This window comes from Polyangium jinanense, assembly GCF_028435365.1.
The window spans coordinates 24,342-39,625 of the sequence record NZ_JAGTJJ010000028.1 but is presented as its reverse complement, the minus strand read 5'-3'; the positions used below and the strand labels follow the sequence as shown (position 1 = coordinate 39,625).

General features: G+C 69.1%; 17 protein-coding genes. 2 read left to right on the top strand and 15 right to left on the bottom strand.

The genetic code is table 11. The annotated features are described in order from the left end of the window. Positions 1-49: 49 nt before the first annotated feature. From KEG57_RS33150 to KEG57_RS33135, 4 genes are all read right to left on the bottom strand, one after another. Positions 50-1,354, bottom strand: a complete 1,305-nt coding sequence (locus tag KEG57_RS33150) for a S41 family peptidase (RefSeq protein ID WP_272426125.1) — start codon at positions 1,352-1,354, stop codon at positions 50-52. A 213-nt stretch (positions 1,355-1,567) separates the two neighbouring features. Continuing rightward, complete coding sequence (locus tag KEG57_RS33145; RefSeq protein ID WP_272426127.1) at positions 1,568-1,720, bottom strand: hypothetical protein; 153 nt, start codon at positions 1,718-1,720, stop codon at positions 1,568-1,570. Between the two features lie 88 nt (positions 1,721-1,808). Then, positions 1,809-2,075, bottom strand: coding sequence for a hypothetical protein (locus KEG57_RS33140; protein WP_272426129.1), 267 nt, complete (start codon positions 2,073-2,075; stop codon positions 1,809-1,811). Next, complete coding sequence (locus KEG57_RS33135) at positions 2,072-2,581, bottom strand: hypothetical protein (protein WP_272426130.1); 510 nt, start codon at positions 2,579-2,581, stop codon at positions 2,072-2,074. Before KEG57_RS33135 ends, KEG57_RS33140 begins: the two co-directional genes overlap by 4 nt. A gap of 50 nt (positions 2,582-2,631) precedes the next feature. Here KEG57_RS33135 and KEG57_RS33130 point away from each other — a divergent pair, with 50 nt between their 5' ends. Further along, complete coding sequence (locus tag KEG57_RS33130) at positions 2,632-4,263, top strand: Ppx/GppA phosphatase family protein (protein WP_272426133.1); 1,632 nt, start codon at positions 2,632-2,634, stop codon at positions 4,261-4,263. Positions 4,264-4,412: 149 nt separating this feature from the next. On the opposite strand, the gene KEG57_RS33125 is transcribed toward KEG57_RS33130, so the two are convergent. The 11 genes from KEG57_RS33125 to KEG57_RS33075 all read right to left on the bottom strand — a co-directional run bounded on the left by KEG57_RS33125 (position 4,413) and on the right by KEG57_RS33075 (position 13,687). Further along, a complete protein-coding gene (locus KEG57_RS33125; RefSeq protein ID WP_272426134.1) occupies positions 4,413-4,916 on the bottom strand; it encodes a helix-turn-helix domain-containing protein in 504 nt (167 codons plus the stop codon). Between the two features lie 179 nt (positions 4,917-5,095). After that, positions 5,096-5,428, bottom strand: coding sequence for a helix-turn-helix domain-containing protein (locus KEG57_RS33120; RefSeq protein WP_272426181.1), 333 nt, complete (start codon positions 5,426-5,428; stop codon positions 5,096-5,098). Between the two features lie 453 nt (positions 5,429-5,881). Next, positions 5,882-6,328, bottom strand: coding sequence for a helix-turn-helix domain-containing protein (locus tag KEG57_RS33115; protein WP_272426135.1), 447 nt, complete (start codon positions 6,326-6,328; stop codon positions 5,882-5,884). A 181-nt stretch (positions 6,329-6,509) separates the two neighbouring features. After that, positions 6,510-7,559, bottom strand: a complete 1,050-nt coding sequence (locus tag KEG57_RS33110; protein ID WP_272426137.1) for an alpha/beta fold hydrolase — start codon at positions 7,557-7,559, stop codon at positions 6,510-6,512. Positions 7,560-7,598: 39 nt separating this feature from the next. Then, positions 7,599-9,374: a phosphoenolpyruvate--protein phosphotransferase gene (gene ptsP / locus KEG57_RS33105; protein WP_272426138.1), complete on the bottom strand. Its 1,776-nt coding sequence runs from the start codon at positions 9,372-9,374 to the stop codon at positions 7,599-7,601. Then, positions 9,371-9,655 carry an HPr family phosphocarrier protein gene (locus KEG57_RS33100; protein WP_272426140.1) on the bottom strand — a complete coding sequence of 95 codons (285 nt, stop codon included), beginning with the start codon at positions 9,653-9,655 and terminating at the stop codon, positions 9,371-9,373. Before KEG57_RS33100 ends, ptsP begins: the two co-directional genes overlap by 4 nt. Continuing rightward, the gene (gene rapZ / locus KEG57_RS33095) at positions 9,652-10,653 is read right to left on the bottom strand and encodes an RNase adapter RapZ (RefSeq protein WP_272426141.1); all 1,002 of its coding nucleotides are present in this window, start codon (positions 10,651-10,653) and stop codon (positions 9,652-9,654) included. Before rapZ ends, KEG57_RS33100 begins: the two co-directional genes overlap by 4 nt. Then, the gene (gene hprK / locus KEG57_RS33090; RefSeq protein WP_272426142.1) at positions 10,650-11,669 is read right to left on the bottom strand and encodes an HPr(Ser) kinase/phosphatase; all 1,020 of its coding nucleotides are present in this window, start codon (positions 11,667-11,669) and stop codon (positions 10,650-10,652) included. Before hprK ends, rapZ begins: the two co-directional genes overlap by 4 nt. Further along, complete coding sequence (locus KEG57_RS33085; RefSeq protein ID WP_272426143.1) at positions 11,666-12,145, bottom strand: PTS sugar transporter subunit IIA; 480 nt, start codon at positions 12,143-12,145, stop codon at positions 11,666-11,668. Before KEG57_RS33085 ends, hprK begins: the two co-directional genes overlap by 4 nt. Before the next feature lie 199 nt (positions 12,146-12,344). Then, complete coding sequence (hpf, locus tag KEG57_RS33080) at positions 12,345-12,704, bottom strand: ribosome hibernation-promoting factor, HPF/YfiA family (RefSeq protein WP_272426144.1); 360 nt, start codon at positions 12,702-12,704, stop codon at positions 12,345-12,347. 275 nt (positions 12,705-12,979) lie between these two features. Further along, positions 12,980-13,687, bottom strand: coding sequence for an ATP-binding cassette domain-containing protein (locus KEG57_RS33075; RefSeq protein WP_272426145.1), 708 nt, complete (start codon positions 13,685-13,687; stop codon positions 12,980-12,982). Positions 13,688-13,735: 48 nt separating this feature from the next. On the opposite strand from KEG57_RS33075, the gene KEG57_RS33070 reads away from it, so the two are divergent. Further along, complete coding sequence (locus KEG57_RS33070; RefSeq protein ID WP_272426147.1) at positions 13,736-15,268, top strand: mechanosensitive ion channel family protein; 1,533 nt, start codon at positions 13,736-13,738, stop codon at positions 15,266-15,268. Positions 15,269-15,284 lie beyond the last annotated feature (16 nt).

The window sequence follows — 15,284 nt, the reverse complement described above, 5'->3', positions numbered from 1 at the left end:
GACGCTCGCACGCGCGTAAAAAGGGAGAATACGTGAGGCACCAGGGAGGTCAACGCGGCTTTTTCGTTCCCGATCGGAGCGCCGCGGCCTCGGCGCGGAACTCGCGCGCGCGCCGATCGACGAGAGACGGCGCACGTGCGCGGGCCGCCGCCCACGCGGAGGCGGGCGCGAGCGAGGCCACGCGTCGCGCCTCGACGAGCACGTCGGGCCCAGCGAGATCGAGGTCGGGGACGAACCCACGCGTCTCGTCGTAGTCGCCGAGCGGATCCACGACGGCGCGCGTGCCGAGCGTGACTACAAGGCGCGAGCGCGGAAGCACGAACGACGCGACCTCACCGACCGCCATGCTGCCACGCGTGCGCTCGCCCGCGACGAGGAGCCCCGGGACTTGCCGCGCCAGCGCGACGAACATCTCGCACGCCGAGGCGCATCCGCGATCGACGAGGATCACGCCGCGGCCCGCGAGCGGCGCGGTCGCTGTGCCTTGCAGGATCTCGCCCTCACGAACGATCTCCACGCGTCCTTCGCCGCGCGCGGCGAGATCCTCGGCGAGCCGTTCGAGCCGCGTGATGTGGTCGAGGAACATCACGCGCGCGGCCGGCGGGACATCTCCACGCGCGAGGCGCCGCTTCGCCGCGTTCACGCGTCCGAGGGCCGCGGTCACGGACTGGACCTCGCGCGTGCCGAGCGCGAGGATCGGCCCCTGCGCGAGCGCGAGCAGGAAGCGCTCGGCGAAGGTGTAGTTTCCGCCGTGGTTGCCGCGCAGATCCACGACGAAGGCAGGCGCCTCGCGCAGGCGCGCGGCGAGCCGAGGCAACGTGGCGAGCGCCGCGGCCGCGGCCGTTTCGAACGTGCGCACCGCGAGGACCGGGACCTCGCCCTCGACGAGCTCCACGGGCGGCGCTGCACCGGACGGCGGCGCGGCGGGCGCCGGCAATGCTTGGAGCCGCAACGGCTTTTCGCCGCCATGACCGAAGGCGAGGTGCCCGTCGTCGGCGCGGAGCAGATCCCGCAAGAGGAACGCGAGCTCGAACGGCGACCAGGTCGCGCGGCTCTGGATCACGCGGCGCGCTTCGTCGATGCGCGCGCGCGGCGGCAGGGGCGCGTGGCCCTCGGGCGCGGCGTACGCGTCGGCGAAGACGTCGAGCGCGAAGTCGAGATCCGCCTCGGCGAGCGCGGCCGAGACGTGACGCGGCTCGGCGTCGAAGTCGCTCGGGCTCGCGGCGAGCGCGGCGAAGCTCGGAGAGAGGGCGGCGGAAGCGCGCGGATTCCGCTCGGGAGATCCCCAGGATCCGGCGCACCCGGTGAGGGTGAGCCCGAGGGCGAGGAGGCCTCCGTACAGCAAGGCGCGCATCAGCCGCGAGGGTGCAACGACGAGTCACCTCGTTGCAACGGCCTCGCGACGATGCGGTGGGGATGAAGACGGGAAGGGAACGTATTTCCTGCGGAGACGACGCGCGGCGCTCGAGCCGTGCGTCTGCGAGATCGCGCAGCGAGCTCGCCTCGGGGGGTGAATCGTCCGGGCTTTGCCCGGACGAGAGGGGGACGCGAGGCGTCCCCTTCGGGACTAAGCCTGTGCGGCGAGGGCCTTGTAGGCCTCGGCCCACTTCTTCCACTGCTTCAGGCGCGTACCGGGCTTGCGGTTCTTCGCCTTGGCGCGGCCTTCCTTGCGGGCGATCTTCTCGAGCAGGTGCTGGTGCTGGCGGCTGGGACGATGCATGCGCGCGATGCTGGTCCAAGCGCGCTTGCTTCGCAAGCCCATCGAGCAGGGCAGACGAAGGTGCGGCGCGCCCCGAATCGATCTGCCGTCAGCCGCCCCGGCTGCCCTTCTCGCCTTCGTCGGGCCCGAGACGTCCGTATGTGTGGATGGCGCCGATGATGAGGAAGAGCGCAAGCAGCGTCAGGACGGAGCCAATGTCGATGACGCTCGTATCGTTCGGGTCGCTCGGGCGCAGGCCCACGAGCCCGAGCCCGACGAGCAGCGCCGTGCTGCCCACGAGCAGAGCGCGCCGCGGACCGGCCGCGCGCTCGGACTCGCTCTGCACCAGGGTTCCGATCTTGTCGCCGAGGCTCACTTGAACTTCTTGGTCTTCGCGTACGTGATGAAGTCGCGCACGTCACGCGTCAGCGTGCGCTCGGCCGTGATCGTCGTGAGCTCGTGCGACTCGCCGGCGAGATCGTCGTAGCGATAGTTCGCCTGGTAGAGCAGCACGATGCGCACCTCGCCGTCGGCGCCGACGCGCTCGAGCCGAAGTTTTTCATCGGGACCGTTCGGCGGCTTGATCGCGTCGCCGAGCTTGTCCTGATCATCGTCGGAAATGTACGCGATCCCGAACTCGTGACCCTCGATGCTCACGTCGACGCGCAGGGCCTTGCCGCTCCGCATCTCGACCTCGCGGGCAGGCGCGGGTTGCACGCCTTCCTGGGCCACGGCGCGGCGGATGACCTCGATCGCGCGGCGCTCGTCGAGGGTCCTCGTGGGGTTCGGCGCGCGGACCGGCTCGGGTCCGCATCCGAGGGCGACCGTGCCGAGGACGGCGGTCGCGACAATCGGCAAGATGTTTCGCAAGACGGTAGCCATGAGCGCCATGAGAGTAGCCAACCAGGCCGCGCTCCGCTACTACCCCGGCCATGGCTCGCCTGGCGGCGATCGACATCGGGTCCAACGCCATCCGGCTTCGCGTGGTCGACGTGGACCCGCCCCTGCTCACGGACGACGGACCGCGGTTTTATCCCTTCCGAGACGTGCTCGTCGACCGCGCGCCGGTGCGGCTCGGGCACGACGTCTTCACCAAAGGCCGCCTCGAGAACGGCGTCATCGGCGCGGCCTGCGAGGCGCTGAAGCGCTTTCGCGCGGCCATGGACGCGGCGAAGGTCGAGCGCTACCGCGCCGTCGCCACGAGCGCCGCGCGCGAGGCGCAAAACGGTGACCTCTTCGTCGAGCGCGCCGAGCGCGAGAGCCGCGTGCACGTGGAGATCATCGAGGGCGTCGAGGAAGCGCGCCTCGTGCAGCTCGCCGTCGTCGAGCGCATCGCCATGGGGCCACGGCGCTCGCTGCTCGTCGACATCGGCGGCGGCTCGACGGAGCTCACGCTGCTCGAAGGCCGCCTCCCCGTCTACTCGCGCTCCTTGCCCGTCGGGACCGTCCGTCTGCTCGAAGCGTTCCTCGAAGGCCGCGGGCCGATCGACCTCGGCCACCGCAAGCTCCTCGAAGAGTACGTCGACCGCGTTTGCGCTGACGCCTTCCGCGAGATCGAGGACGCCTCCGACGGACCCGTCGACGTCGTCATCGGCACGGGCGGCAACATCGAGACGCTCGCCGACCTCTGCCCGATGCCGATCGCCTTCCCCGAGGGCCGCGCGATCGAGGTCCGCTCGATGCGAAGGTTGCTCGACGAGCTCTCCGCGAAGAGCGTGGACGAGCGCGTGACCGCTTACGGACTCCGGCCCGATCGCGCCGACACCATCGTCCCCGCGGCCACGGTGCTCTGCCGGGTCGCCGAAGCCTTCGGGCGAGAATCGATCACGGCGCCGGGCGTGGGGCTCAAGGAAGGCGTGCTCGTGGACCTCGCGCGCCAGCACTTCGTGCCGCGCGACTTCGGCGGCGAGGCGACCGCGGTGAGCGAGGCGTGCCTAAGGCTCGGGCGCCGCTACCACTTCGACGAGGCGCATGGCCTGCTCGTGGCGCGCTTCGCGACTCGCCTCTTCGACGAGCTCGCCATGCGCCACCGCATGAGCCCGCGCGACCGCATCCTCCTCCACGCGGCGGCGCTCCTGCACGACGTCGGCGACTTCGTGCGGTACGAGGGACACCACAAGCACAGCTACTACCTCATCGTGCACGCCGACCTGATGGGCCTGTCGCCCGCGGAGCGCGAGATCGTGGCCAACGTCGCGCGTTATCACCGCAAGAGCCCGCCGCAGCTCGACCACGAGAACTTCCGTACGCTCTCGCGCGAGGATCGGGCGAAGGTGAAAGCGATGGCCGCGATCCTGCGGGTTGCGGACGCGCTCGATCGGGAGCACCGGGCCAAGGTCGCCGGGGTCAACGGGCGCATCGAGGGCGATACGCTGGTGCTCGAGCTCTCGGGCACGGAGGACCGGTCGCTCGAAGAGTGGACCGTCGGGGCGAAGTGCGGGATGTTGAAGGACGCGCTCGGGCTCGACGTGCGTATCGTGGACGCGGCGACGGGTGCATCGCGGACGCCCACGTCGGTGCCGCCTGCCTCGCGAAAGACGCCGGTACCGACGCCGCGAAGCTAGTCGAAACGGGTCTTACGGGAAGAACCTCATTGGCATTTGGGGGCTACGCTCGGGAACCGAGCTACGCCCCCAAGCCTCCCCGAAGTTCGGGGGCTACGCTCGGGCGAGCCGCGGGTTTGGCATGCGGCTCGCCGAGGTTGTCCGGGCGTTCAGCGCTTGCGACGGCCCTTTGCGGCGGGCGCCGGCGTGGCAGCGACGGGTGTGGCGGCAGCGGCGGCCTTCGCGGGCGCGGCCTTTGTGGCGGCTTTCGCGGGCGCCTTCGCGGAGCTCGGCTTCGCGGCGGCGTTCTTCGTCGGCGTGGCCGTTTTCGGAGCGCGACCGTTCGGCCCAAAGACGAGCTTGCGCAGCGCGGCGGCGGCCTTGTCCGTGTCGCCGCCTTCGCTTGCGCGCACGTGCTCGACCACGGCGGCGAACGGCTCTTCCTCGGGGAACATGAGGAGCACGAAGGGCGGCACGCCGAGCGCCTTGGCAGCCGAGACCACGGTCCCGACCGTGATCAGGACGAGCCCGCGCTCCACGCTCGACATGTGCCCCTTGGACAGACCACTTTCATCGGCGAGGGCCGCGAGCGACATGCCGCGTTCCTGGCGAAGATCACGGATTCGGGCCCCCACCTTGGCGGCGACGGGCTCGGGAGTCGGACGACGGGGCATGTTTTTTCCACCTCGAACGTGCGCCCCGGCGTGCCGGAGACGCGGAGAAGATCAGGACAAAACGCGGCGGTTCGTCGTGGCCGTGTTCGCGTGGGACGAACTCTACCATGTCGTCCTCGCCCGGCACAACGTCCCCGTAGAACGCGCATGTCCCGACAACCCGCGCCCGCATTTTGGCCCTACCCCGGTCCCCTCCCCCGCCGGGGCGGCTTGCCGAAGAAGAGCGCCCGGAACCGTTCGGCCGCGCGGCCCAGGTCGCCGTCCTCCTCGCGGAGGAGGTTATCGAAGTACTGGGTAAAGGGTTCGTCCTCCTCCCGCATGCACAGGAGGAACGGCGGCACGCCGAGCGCCCCGGCCGCGGCGTAAATCGTGCTGACGCTCATGACGGCGAGGCCATTCTCGAGGTTGGAGATGTGACCCTTGGAGAGCCCGCTCGCCTTTGCGAATTGCGCGAGTGACATTTTTTTCTCACGCCGGAGCTCACGTATTCGAGCACCGATGCGGGCGGCCATCGGGTCCGGGATACGACGTGTAGGCACGGGTTTGCACCTCGGAAACCGTTTTTCCTGCCAAGCATGCGATCGACCATCGACCGCTCGCTGCCGTTTTCGAAAATCCGGTCGATTGACCCAATGGGATCAACCAAGCCAAACCCACTTACCACGTCGGGCGCCCTTTCCCAATGTTCGAACGCATTTTCGAACTTCGAAAATCGACGTGGAGGCCATTCATTTCCCGAGATGAAAATCGGGTTCGACACATGAAACACGCCGAGCCCACCACCGGACACGCCAAACCACGCGGGATTCCAGGGCAAACCCGTGCCGAGCCCCCACGCCCACGGTGCGCGTCGACGGTTGTCGGGCCAAGCGGGCCCTACGCGGGTCGGTCACACACAACACCACCCCCGCCGGCGGCGGGGAGGTCTCGGTACGACCCCGACATGATTCTCTTGACTTTTCGCTCTACTCGTGGAGCGAGCGTTTCGATGTGCGCCCGCGCTTCTTGCCGGGCATGCCGCTCGTGCGCTCCTCGATCACCGCGCTCACGCGCCGCATATCGCCGCCGTACGCCTGCCGGATCTCCTCCAGCACGGCCGAAAGCGGATCCTCGTCGGGAAAGGCGAGGAGCACGAACGGCGGCAGCTCGAGCGCTTTCGCCACCGCGACGACCGTGCCCATCGTCACGCGCACACGCCCTCGCTCCGCGCTCGACATCTGACTCGGCGTCAGACCTCCCGCCTCGCGCAAACTCGCGAGCGACAGACCTCGCTCGAGCCGGAGATCACGCATCCGCGCCCCGAGCTTGCCGGCGTACGGCTCCGGCCGCCCGCTCGTGATGCCCGCGCGCTCGCGAGCCGCCGCCCGCATCTTCGATCCCTGCGCCTGCGTTTCGCCTGACGTGCGCTTCATCGTGACCCGCGACAAACCTAACACGTTCTTCGGGGCCACGTGCAGGTGCGGATCGAAAAACCCAAACCGGTTCCACGCGAGGTTGGTCCGTCGCCCGGTTTTTCAGGCCCTAACCTCATTTTTTGACAGACGACCCGGAGACCCCCGAAAGAACCCGCCCCCCCTCGGGCCCGCCAGTCGGTCAGCCGAAGAAACGAACGAGCTCCGAGACGAACGTGTCGTGCGCCTCGATGTGCGGCGAATGTCCGACATTCGGCAGGATTTCTTCCCGGTAGCTGCCGCCGTTCTCCTTGTAGGCGTCGAGCACGGCGCGCGTCTGCGAGACCATGGGCTGCGCCGGGTAGACGTCGTCGCCCGGCCAACCGGGGATCGCGCCGAGCTTGCCAAGGAAGCCGAAGTCGAAGAGCGACGTGTCGCTGACGATCTGATCGCCGTCGCCACGGATCCAGAGGACGTCGTGCTTGGGCGGGATCTTCGCGAAGCCCGAGAGGTTCACGTACTTCGGCGCGAGCGCGTTGTTCACGCCGCGCGTGCCGGGCGCGACAGCGGGCCAGTTCGGGGAGGTGATCGTGTCGCCGGGGTAGTGATCGTCGTCGACCACCATCTTCAGGATCTCCGCGACGAAGAACTCCTCGCGGTCCTTCTCCACGCGGAACGGCGGCTTGAAGTAGTAGTCGTTCATCACCTTGCGCGGCGAGAACGCGCTCTCCTCCGAGGCGTCGCGCTCCTTCAACCGCCGCGCGAACTCGGGGTTCGCCGTGCCGCCGCCCGAGCCCGCGAAGTCCGCGAAACACGGCTCGCCGCTCGTGCCCTTCGTCCCGCCGAACCCGTACGGCGCCATCGGCGCCTCGAGGATGATCTTGTCGACGAGCTCCGGATGATCGATCGCGAGCTGCATCGCGACGCCGCCGCCCACCGACCAGCCGACGACGTGCACCTTGCCCTTGATCCCGAGCTCCGCGTGCTGGAGGAGCGCCGCGAGGTCGTCCGAGAAATCACGCAGGCCACGCGTGGCGTCGATGGGCGCGGGCTCGGAGTCGCCGTAGCCGCGAAGATCGGCCGCGATGGCGCGGAACTTCGCCGGGAGCGCGGCCATCGTCTGCTCGAAGAAACGAGCGGAGGAGCAGTTGCCGTGGATGAACAGGACGGGCACGCCGTCCGCGGGTCCGCTGACGAGCACGTGCGTGCGAAGGCGATGCGTCTGGATGTTGATCGAGGTGATGGCGGTCATGAGCTCCTCGGGTTTTTCAGGCCAGAGGAGAGGATGCCTTCAACGCTCGCCGGTGAGAAGATCATAGAGGCGAGGCGCGAACGCCTCGGCCACGCAGTGCTCGACCTCGTCGGAGGTGCCGAACCGTAAGGCCTCCCGCGCGACGGCCTCGGCCTCGACGAGCGTCACACGCCGGAGCGCCTCCTTGATCTCGGGAATCGCGGCCGCCTCCATCGAGAAGTCACGCATGCCGAGGCCCACGAGGAGGACCGCGGCGAGCGGATCACTCGCCATCGCGCCGCAGATCGAGACGGGACAAGCCCACCCCTCGCCCGCGCGCACCACGCTGCGGATGAGTCGCAGGATCGCAGGATCGAAGGAGGAAGCGAGGTAGGCGAGCGAGCGACTCGTGCGATCGACGGCGAGCGTGTACTGCACGAGGTCGTTCGTGCCGAGGCTCATGAAGCTCGCCTCCTGCGCGAAGAGATCGACGAGTACCGCGGCCGCCGGCACCTCGACCATGATCCCGAGCGGGATCTCGTCCGCGCAGGGCAAACCACGCGCCTTCACCTGCTCGATCGCCTTCTCCAAGAGGACGCGCACCTGCCGGAGCTCGGAGAGGCTGGCGATCATGGGGATCATGATCTTCACCTCGCCATACGCGCTCGCCCGGACCATCGCGCGCAGGTGCTCGAGAAAGACCTCGGGCTGCGAGAGCGCGAGGCGCACGGCGCGCAAACCGAGCATCGGGTTCATCTCGGGCGGGAGCTTGAGGCTCGAGATGAACTTGTCGCCGCCGATGTCGAACGTGCGCAGCGTGACGGGCATCGGACGCATCGTCTCCACGACGGCGCGGAAGATCTCGAATTGCTGATCCTCGGTCGGCGGGAGCGATCGATCGATGTAGAGGAACTCGGTGCGGTAGAGGCCGATGCCCTCGGCGCCGTGATCACGGGCAAGGATCGCCTCGGCCGGGAGCTCGACGTTCGCGCGCAGCGTGACGCGCACGCCGTCCTGCGTCGCCGCCTCGCGATCACGAGAGATCGAGAGCTCACGCGAGAGCGCGGTGTGCCGCTCGCCGCGGGCGCGCGCCTCTTCGAGCTCGCGCGGCTGCGGGCGCACGAGGACGCTGCCGCGCAGGCCGTCGACGACGACGAGGTCGCCGCTCGAGATCCGCGCGAGCGCGTCGGTCACGCCGACGACGGCAGGGATCTCCAGCGCGCGCGCCATGATCGCGGTGTGGCTCGTCCGCGTGCCGACCTCGGTCACGAAGCCGACGACGGGCTGGTTGATCATCGCCGCCGTGTCCGCGGGCGAGAGGTCGTGCGCGACGACGATCGAGGGGCCTTCGAGGCGGACGTGCTGCTGCTCGGGCACGGTCGTGCCGAAGGCGCGCAAGATGCGATCGCCGATGAAGAGCACGTCGTGGCTGCGCTCGCTCAGGTACGGATCGTCGAGCGCCGCGAGCCGCTTGGCGATCACGTCGGACGCCTCGGCGACGGCCCACTCCGCGGCGCGCTTCTCCTTCTGGATCTGGTGACGCACGGCCTCGGCGAGCACGGGGTCACCGGTCATGAGCACGTACGCTTCGAGGATGGAGGCCTCGGCGCTGCGCTCGGTGAGGCGCTGCGACATCTCGCGCAGGTCGCGCTGCGCGCGCGCGACGGCCTCCTCGAAGCGCGCGATCTCGGTGTCGATCTCCCCCGGGCCGATCGTGCGCCTTGGGCAAGGCGCGCGGCTCTTGCCGAAGACGACGACCTTGCCGATCGCGACGCCGGGCGAGCCCGCGATGCCGCGAAGCACCTCGGTCGGTTTCGAGGGAGGCTCCGTGTTCATTCGGGCTCTCCGAAGCGATCGGCGATGAGCTTTCCGATCGCCGCCACGACCTCTGCCGAGCCCTCGCCGCGCGCCTTCACCTCGAGCACGGTGCCGATGCCGCCGCAGAGCAGGAGCACGCCCATCACGCTCTTCGCGTTCGCCTCCTGCCCGTCGGGCCCCGCGACCGTGATCTCGCACGGGTACTTGCCGGCGAGCTGCACGAGCTTCGTGGCCGCTCGCGCGTGCAAGCCGCGCACGTTGACGATCGTGAACCGCCCCGTCGCGCTCGCGTTGCTCACGTCTTCCCCCCTCCGCCGTCGGGGGGACGCGGCGCCCCCTCCGCCCCTTCGGTGACGCCACGGTCTTGCGCAGATGGATCGGGCTCGGGCTGCGCGATGTGCTCCGCCCTGCCGACGTCACGATGCACGACCGAGATGGGTAGCTCCACCTTCCTTCGTAGATTGTCGGCCAAAACCTCGGCGAGCGCCACCGATCGATGGCGCCCTCCGGTGCAGCCGATGCCGATGGTCAGGTAGCTCTTCCCTTCCCGCTCGTATCGGGGGAGCGAGAACACGAGCAGCGACTCGATCTTTTCGAGAAGCTCGGACGCTTCGGGGCTCTGCAGGACGAAATCTCGCACCGCGGGGTGGCTCCCGGGCAGCCGCCGTAGCTCCGGGACGAAATGCGGGTTGTCGAGGAACCGCACGTCGAAGATCAGGTCCGCATCGACCGGGACGCCAAACTTGAATCCGAACGAGACGAAACGCGTGGACATGCGCGGCGCCTCGGCCTTGCCCGGTCCGAGGTGCGCGATGATCTGGCGACGCAGCTCGTGCACGCTGAGGCGCGTCGTGTCGAGATCGATCGTGGCGAGCGCGCGCAGCGGGGCGAGGCGCTCGCGCTCGAGGTGCACGCCGTCGAGCACGGCGAGTCCGCCGGCGCTGCCGGGCGCGCGCGACGCAGCCGCGGAGAGCGGGTGCGGCCTGCGCGTCTCGTTGAAGCGACGGAGTAGCGCCTCGTCGGTCGCGTCGAGGAAGAGGATGGCCATGTCGCGGCCCTCGGCGATGCGCGTGAGCGTGGGGCAAGCGCCGTCGAGGAAGGCCAAGGCGCGCACGTCGATGCCGAGGCCGATGCGGCGGATGCCGCCGGACTCGCAGACCTCGATCGTGGAGGGCACGAGGGACGTCGGGAGGTTGTCGACGCAGAAGTAGCCGAGGTCTTCCAGGGCATGGAGCGCGGTGGACTTGCCGGCCCCCGAGAGCCCGGTGACCACGACGACGCGGCTCTTGTCGCTCATCGATCTCGCCTCCCTCCGCTCATGAGCGCGCCTTCGAGGTTGCCGAAGAACTCGCGCGCGGCGTGGTGCCCCGCGTTCTTGAGCAGCTCGTTCCGCGCCGCGACCTCGATGATCGTCGACATGTCGCGCCCCGGCCGCACCGGGAGCACGAGCTCGCGCACCTTCACGCCGAGGATCGTGTGGTACCGGTCTTCGAGACCGAGCCGGTCATACTCGACGTCCTTCGACCACTCGACGAGCTTGATCACCACGTCGATGCGCTTGCGCTCGCGGATCGCCGTCACGCCGAAGAGGTCCTTCACGTTGAGGATGCCGAGCCCGCGCACCTCGAGGTGGTAGCGGAGCAGGTGCGCGGCCGCGCCGAAGACCATGCCCGGCGGGCGGTAGTCGCACTCGACGACGTCGTCGGCGACGAGGCGATGTCCCCGCATCACGAGGTCGAGCGCGCACTCGCTCTTGCCGATCGCGCTTGGGCCGGCGAGCAGCACGCCCACGCCGAAGACGTCGACGAGCACGCCGTGCAGGCGCACGCGCGGCGCGAGACGATCGTCGAGCAGCGCGTGCAGCGCCGTGATGGTCACGCTCGATCGCTCCGCCGAGCGGAGCAGCGGCGTCCCGGACGCCTCGGCCGCGGCCACGAGCTCCGGCACGGCGGGGAAGCCGCCCTCCGCCGGGGCTTCGACCTCGCCGCGCGAGGCACGCGTGACGATCACGCAGCAAAGATCACGCGCGAAAAAATCGCGGAGCTTCTTCGCGCGCTCTTCGCCTTCGAGCGTGTGCAGAAACGAGAGCTCGGTCTGTCCGAAGATCTGGATGCGCGACGCGGCGATGCCGTGGAAGTGCCCCACGAGCGCGAGGCCCGACTTCTGGATACGCGACGACTCGATGCTCCGATCGAGGCCCGCTTCGCCCGCGAGCAGCTCGAGCCCCACGCCGAGCCCGGGATCAGCGAGCAGCGCACGCACGCTCATCGAGGGGCGCGGGGCGGGCACGCTGCGCGGAACCTCTTCCGTCACGGGCCCCTGCCCTCCTCGGCGGCGATGATCGCGAACGCGTCGGCGCCATTCGGCGCGAGCAGCAGGCGCTTGCGAAACTCGTCATCGCGGAGCAGGCGCGACACGCGCGCCAAGGTCTTCAGGTGCTCGCCGGCGGCGCGCTTCGGGCCGACGACGGCGAAGAGGATGCTCACGGGCGCGCGATCGATCGCATCGAAGTCGATCGGATGCGGACAGAGCAGGACCGCGCCCACGTGCCGATCGAGCCCTTCGAGCCCGCCGTGGGGGATGGCCACGCCGCTGCCCACGCCGGTCGACTGGAGCTTTTCGCGTTCGACGAGCACGCGCTCGATCTCCGCGACCGGCGTGACGGGGATGAGGTTGCGGGCGAGCAGCTCGGCGATGCGGTGCAGCGCCTCGGGCTTGGAGCGGACGACGCCCTCGACCTCGTTGGCCACCGAGACGTGGTCCGCGCTCAGGATCTCGAGAACACCCATGATCGTGCCGGGGGGGTTGGGAGAGCGGGGCGTGCGCCGCCTGTTGCGCCGCGCGGCCGCCGGAGGGGCGCCCGCGCGACGCTCTGCTGCGCCGTCGAGTCGATCGTTGCCTGTTCCCCCCCGTGCCTCGGCGGAAGCACGGCCGAGCCCTACTACGGAAAGGCTCGCCTGGCGAGGGCGTACAGAGTGGAATTCGCCTTCAGTCGCGGGCGCGCCCCTCGGCTGCCTCGTGGGCCTCGGCCGCGAACTCGGCCGCGCTCGTCCCGCCGCGTTTCTTCGCCATGCTTGCCGTCTTGTCCGCTTCGATCTGGCGGTCCAGCTTGTCGATGACCTTGTCGATCGAGGCGTACATGTCCTGGCTGCGGACCGTGGCGTGGAACTGCTGGCTGCCCGAGGAGATTCTCACGTCCGCGATGTGTTCGAGGCCCTCGACGGACAACGTCACTTGCGCATTCATCGCTTGACGAAGGAACCTTTGCAGCTTGGCAATCTTGTCATGCGCGTACTGCTTCACCGCGTCCGTGCCCACCATGTGTCGGAACGTGATTGCGATGTTCATCGAAGGCTTTCCTTCCTTTCCTTCCGGGGCGAAGCGCCAGAGGTGCGCTCGTCACAAGCGCCACCGCTCATCGTACCACCGCAGGTCGAGCCAACGTGCGTGGATAAGATGCGCTTTGGGCGTCGCAACGATGCCGGCTCTCGGCCCATGGCCTTCGGCGTGACCACTACGTTTGCCGGGCCACGCCTCGTTTCCATCGAGCTACAGAGCCACCACATGTCCTCGACGAAACCCACGATGGCGCCCGGACAATCCCCGCGCGCAAGATTTCGCGGTCACGTCGCGGAATAACGAGAGTGCACGAGCGGGTGGGCTCGAAAACCCTCGGGAGAGGCTTCGAGCGCGATCTCTCCGTCGAGCAGGAGGACGGCGCGATCGCAGAGGCGCAGGGCCGCGTCGACGTGATGATCCGAGACGAGGACCGCAGCTCCGGCGTCGGCGAGGGCACGGAGCCTCTCAGCGACACGAGTCGCACCGAGCGGATCGACGGCCGCGAACGGCTCGTCACAAACGAGGACACGCGGCGCGGCCGTGAGCGCGCGTGTGATCTCCAGGCGCCTTCGCTCGCCGCCGGAGAGCCGCGCGGCCTGCATGTCGAGGAGACCGTCGAGGCCGAGCTCACGGGCGATCGCGAGTGTATCGGGCGCGCCGGGCGAGCGAGCGCGTCGGGTCAGGCCTTCGAAGACGGCGAGGTTGTCGCGGACCGAGAGATCGGGCAGCACGCTCGGCGTCTGCGGGACGTAGCCGAGGCCGCGGCGCGCGCGCTCGTACAGCGGGAGGCGCGTCACGTCTTCGCCGGCGAGGACGACCTTTCCTTCCCGCGGAACGAGCTCGCCGACGAGCACGCGGAACAGCGTAGTCTTGCCGGCGCCGCTCGGGCCGAAGACGGCGAGGACCTCGCCCGGCCGCGCTTCGAGCGAGGCGCGGTGGAGGAGGGTGCGACCCGAGAGGCGCACGGTGAGGGAGGAGGCGAGGAGCGACATCGAGCGCGGGCAGCAGCGAGCTTAGCGGCGAGCTGGTAGGGTGCGCCCGTGGCTTTCCTCTACGCGCTCTGGAAGGAAGCGCTCCTTGCGCACACGTTCTGGCTCCTCACGGCGCTCGTGATCGCGCTCGTGGCGAGCAGGTTCTCCGCGTCGACCGAGCCGCGGCTCCGGCCGCTCGGCTTCTTCCTCTCGATGCACTTGCTCTCGCTCCTCGGGGCGGCGGCGCTCGCGGTGGCGGGCTCTTCGTTCGTCGACGAGATCCGCATCCCGGCGGCGGTGTTCGGCGGCGTCGCCTTCGTGGGCGCGACGGCCGTGCTCCTCTTCCACGTCATTCTCCCGCGCCTCCGCTTGCACGCGCCGCGCATCGTGGAGGACGTGATGGTGGCCATCTTCTCGGTCGTCACGGCGGTAACGATCACGAGCCGCGCGGGCATCAACCTCTCGGGTCTCATCGCCACGAGCGCTGTGCTCACCGCGATCCTCGGCTTCTCGTTGCAGGACGTCATCGGCAACGTCGCCGGCGGCCTCGCGCTCCAGCTCGACAACTCCATCGAGGTCGGCGACCGCATCAAAGTGAACGACGTGAGCGGGCGCGTCGTGGAGATTCGCTGGCGATACACGGCGATCGAGACGGGCAACTGGGAGACGGTGCTCGTGCCGAACAACGTGCTCATGAAATCCCAGGTGACGGTCTTCGGACGCCGCCAGGGCAAACCCTCGTATCTGCGCCGCGTCATCCATTTCAACGTGGATTTCCGGTACCAGCCCTCGGACGTCATCGACGTGGTGCGGGACGCCGTGAAAAACGCCAAGATGCCGTTTGTCGCGGAGGACCCCGCGCCGAGCTGCGTGCTCCTCGACCTCGGCGAGTCCTACGGGCGTTATGCATTGCGGTACTGGCTGACCGACCTCGACGCGGACACGCCCACCGACTCCGACGTTCGCACGCGGATCTTCTTCGCGCTGGAGCGCGCGGGCATGCACCTCGCCATTCCCGCGGCGTCGGTCCTGGTCACCGAGGAGGCGAACCGCGCGGCGCAGAAACATGCGAAGCGCCTTTCGAGGCGCAAGCAACTGCTGGAAATGGTGCCGCTCTTCCAGACGCTCTCGGACGCGGAGCGGACCGAGCTCGCCGAGCAGCTCAAATACGCGCCGTTCACGCGCGGCGAGATCATCGCGCATCAGGGTGACGCCGAGCAGCATTGCGTGTATCTCATCGAGGACGGCACGGCCCTCGTGCGCATCTCCGAAAACGGTCGGCAGCTCCCGGTGAAGAAGCTCGGGCCCGGGAGTTTCTTCGGCGAGATGTCGCTGCTCACGGGCACGCCGCGGCTCGCGACGGTGGTCGCCGAGACCGACGTGGAATGCTTCCGGCTCGAAAAAGGACCGTTTCAACGCGTGATCGAAAAACGCCCCGAGCTCGCCCGGGAGCTCGCCGCCGTGCTCGCGCAGCGGGCCGAGGAGCTACGGGCCGCGCGGGAGGGCGTCGATGTGGCGAGCGATGCCGCGCCGTCCGTCGTGAAGGCGGAGCGGGATCTCTTCGTTCGAATCCGGAATTTCTTCGAGCTGGGAGCGTCGTAGACGCAGACGCGGGGTG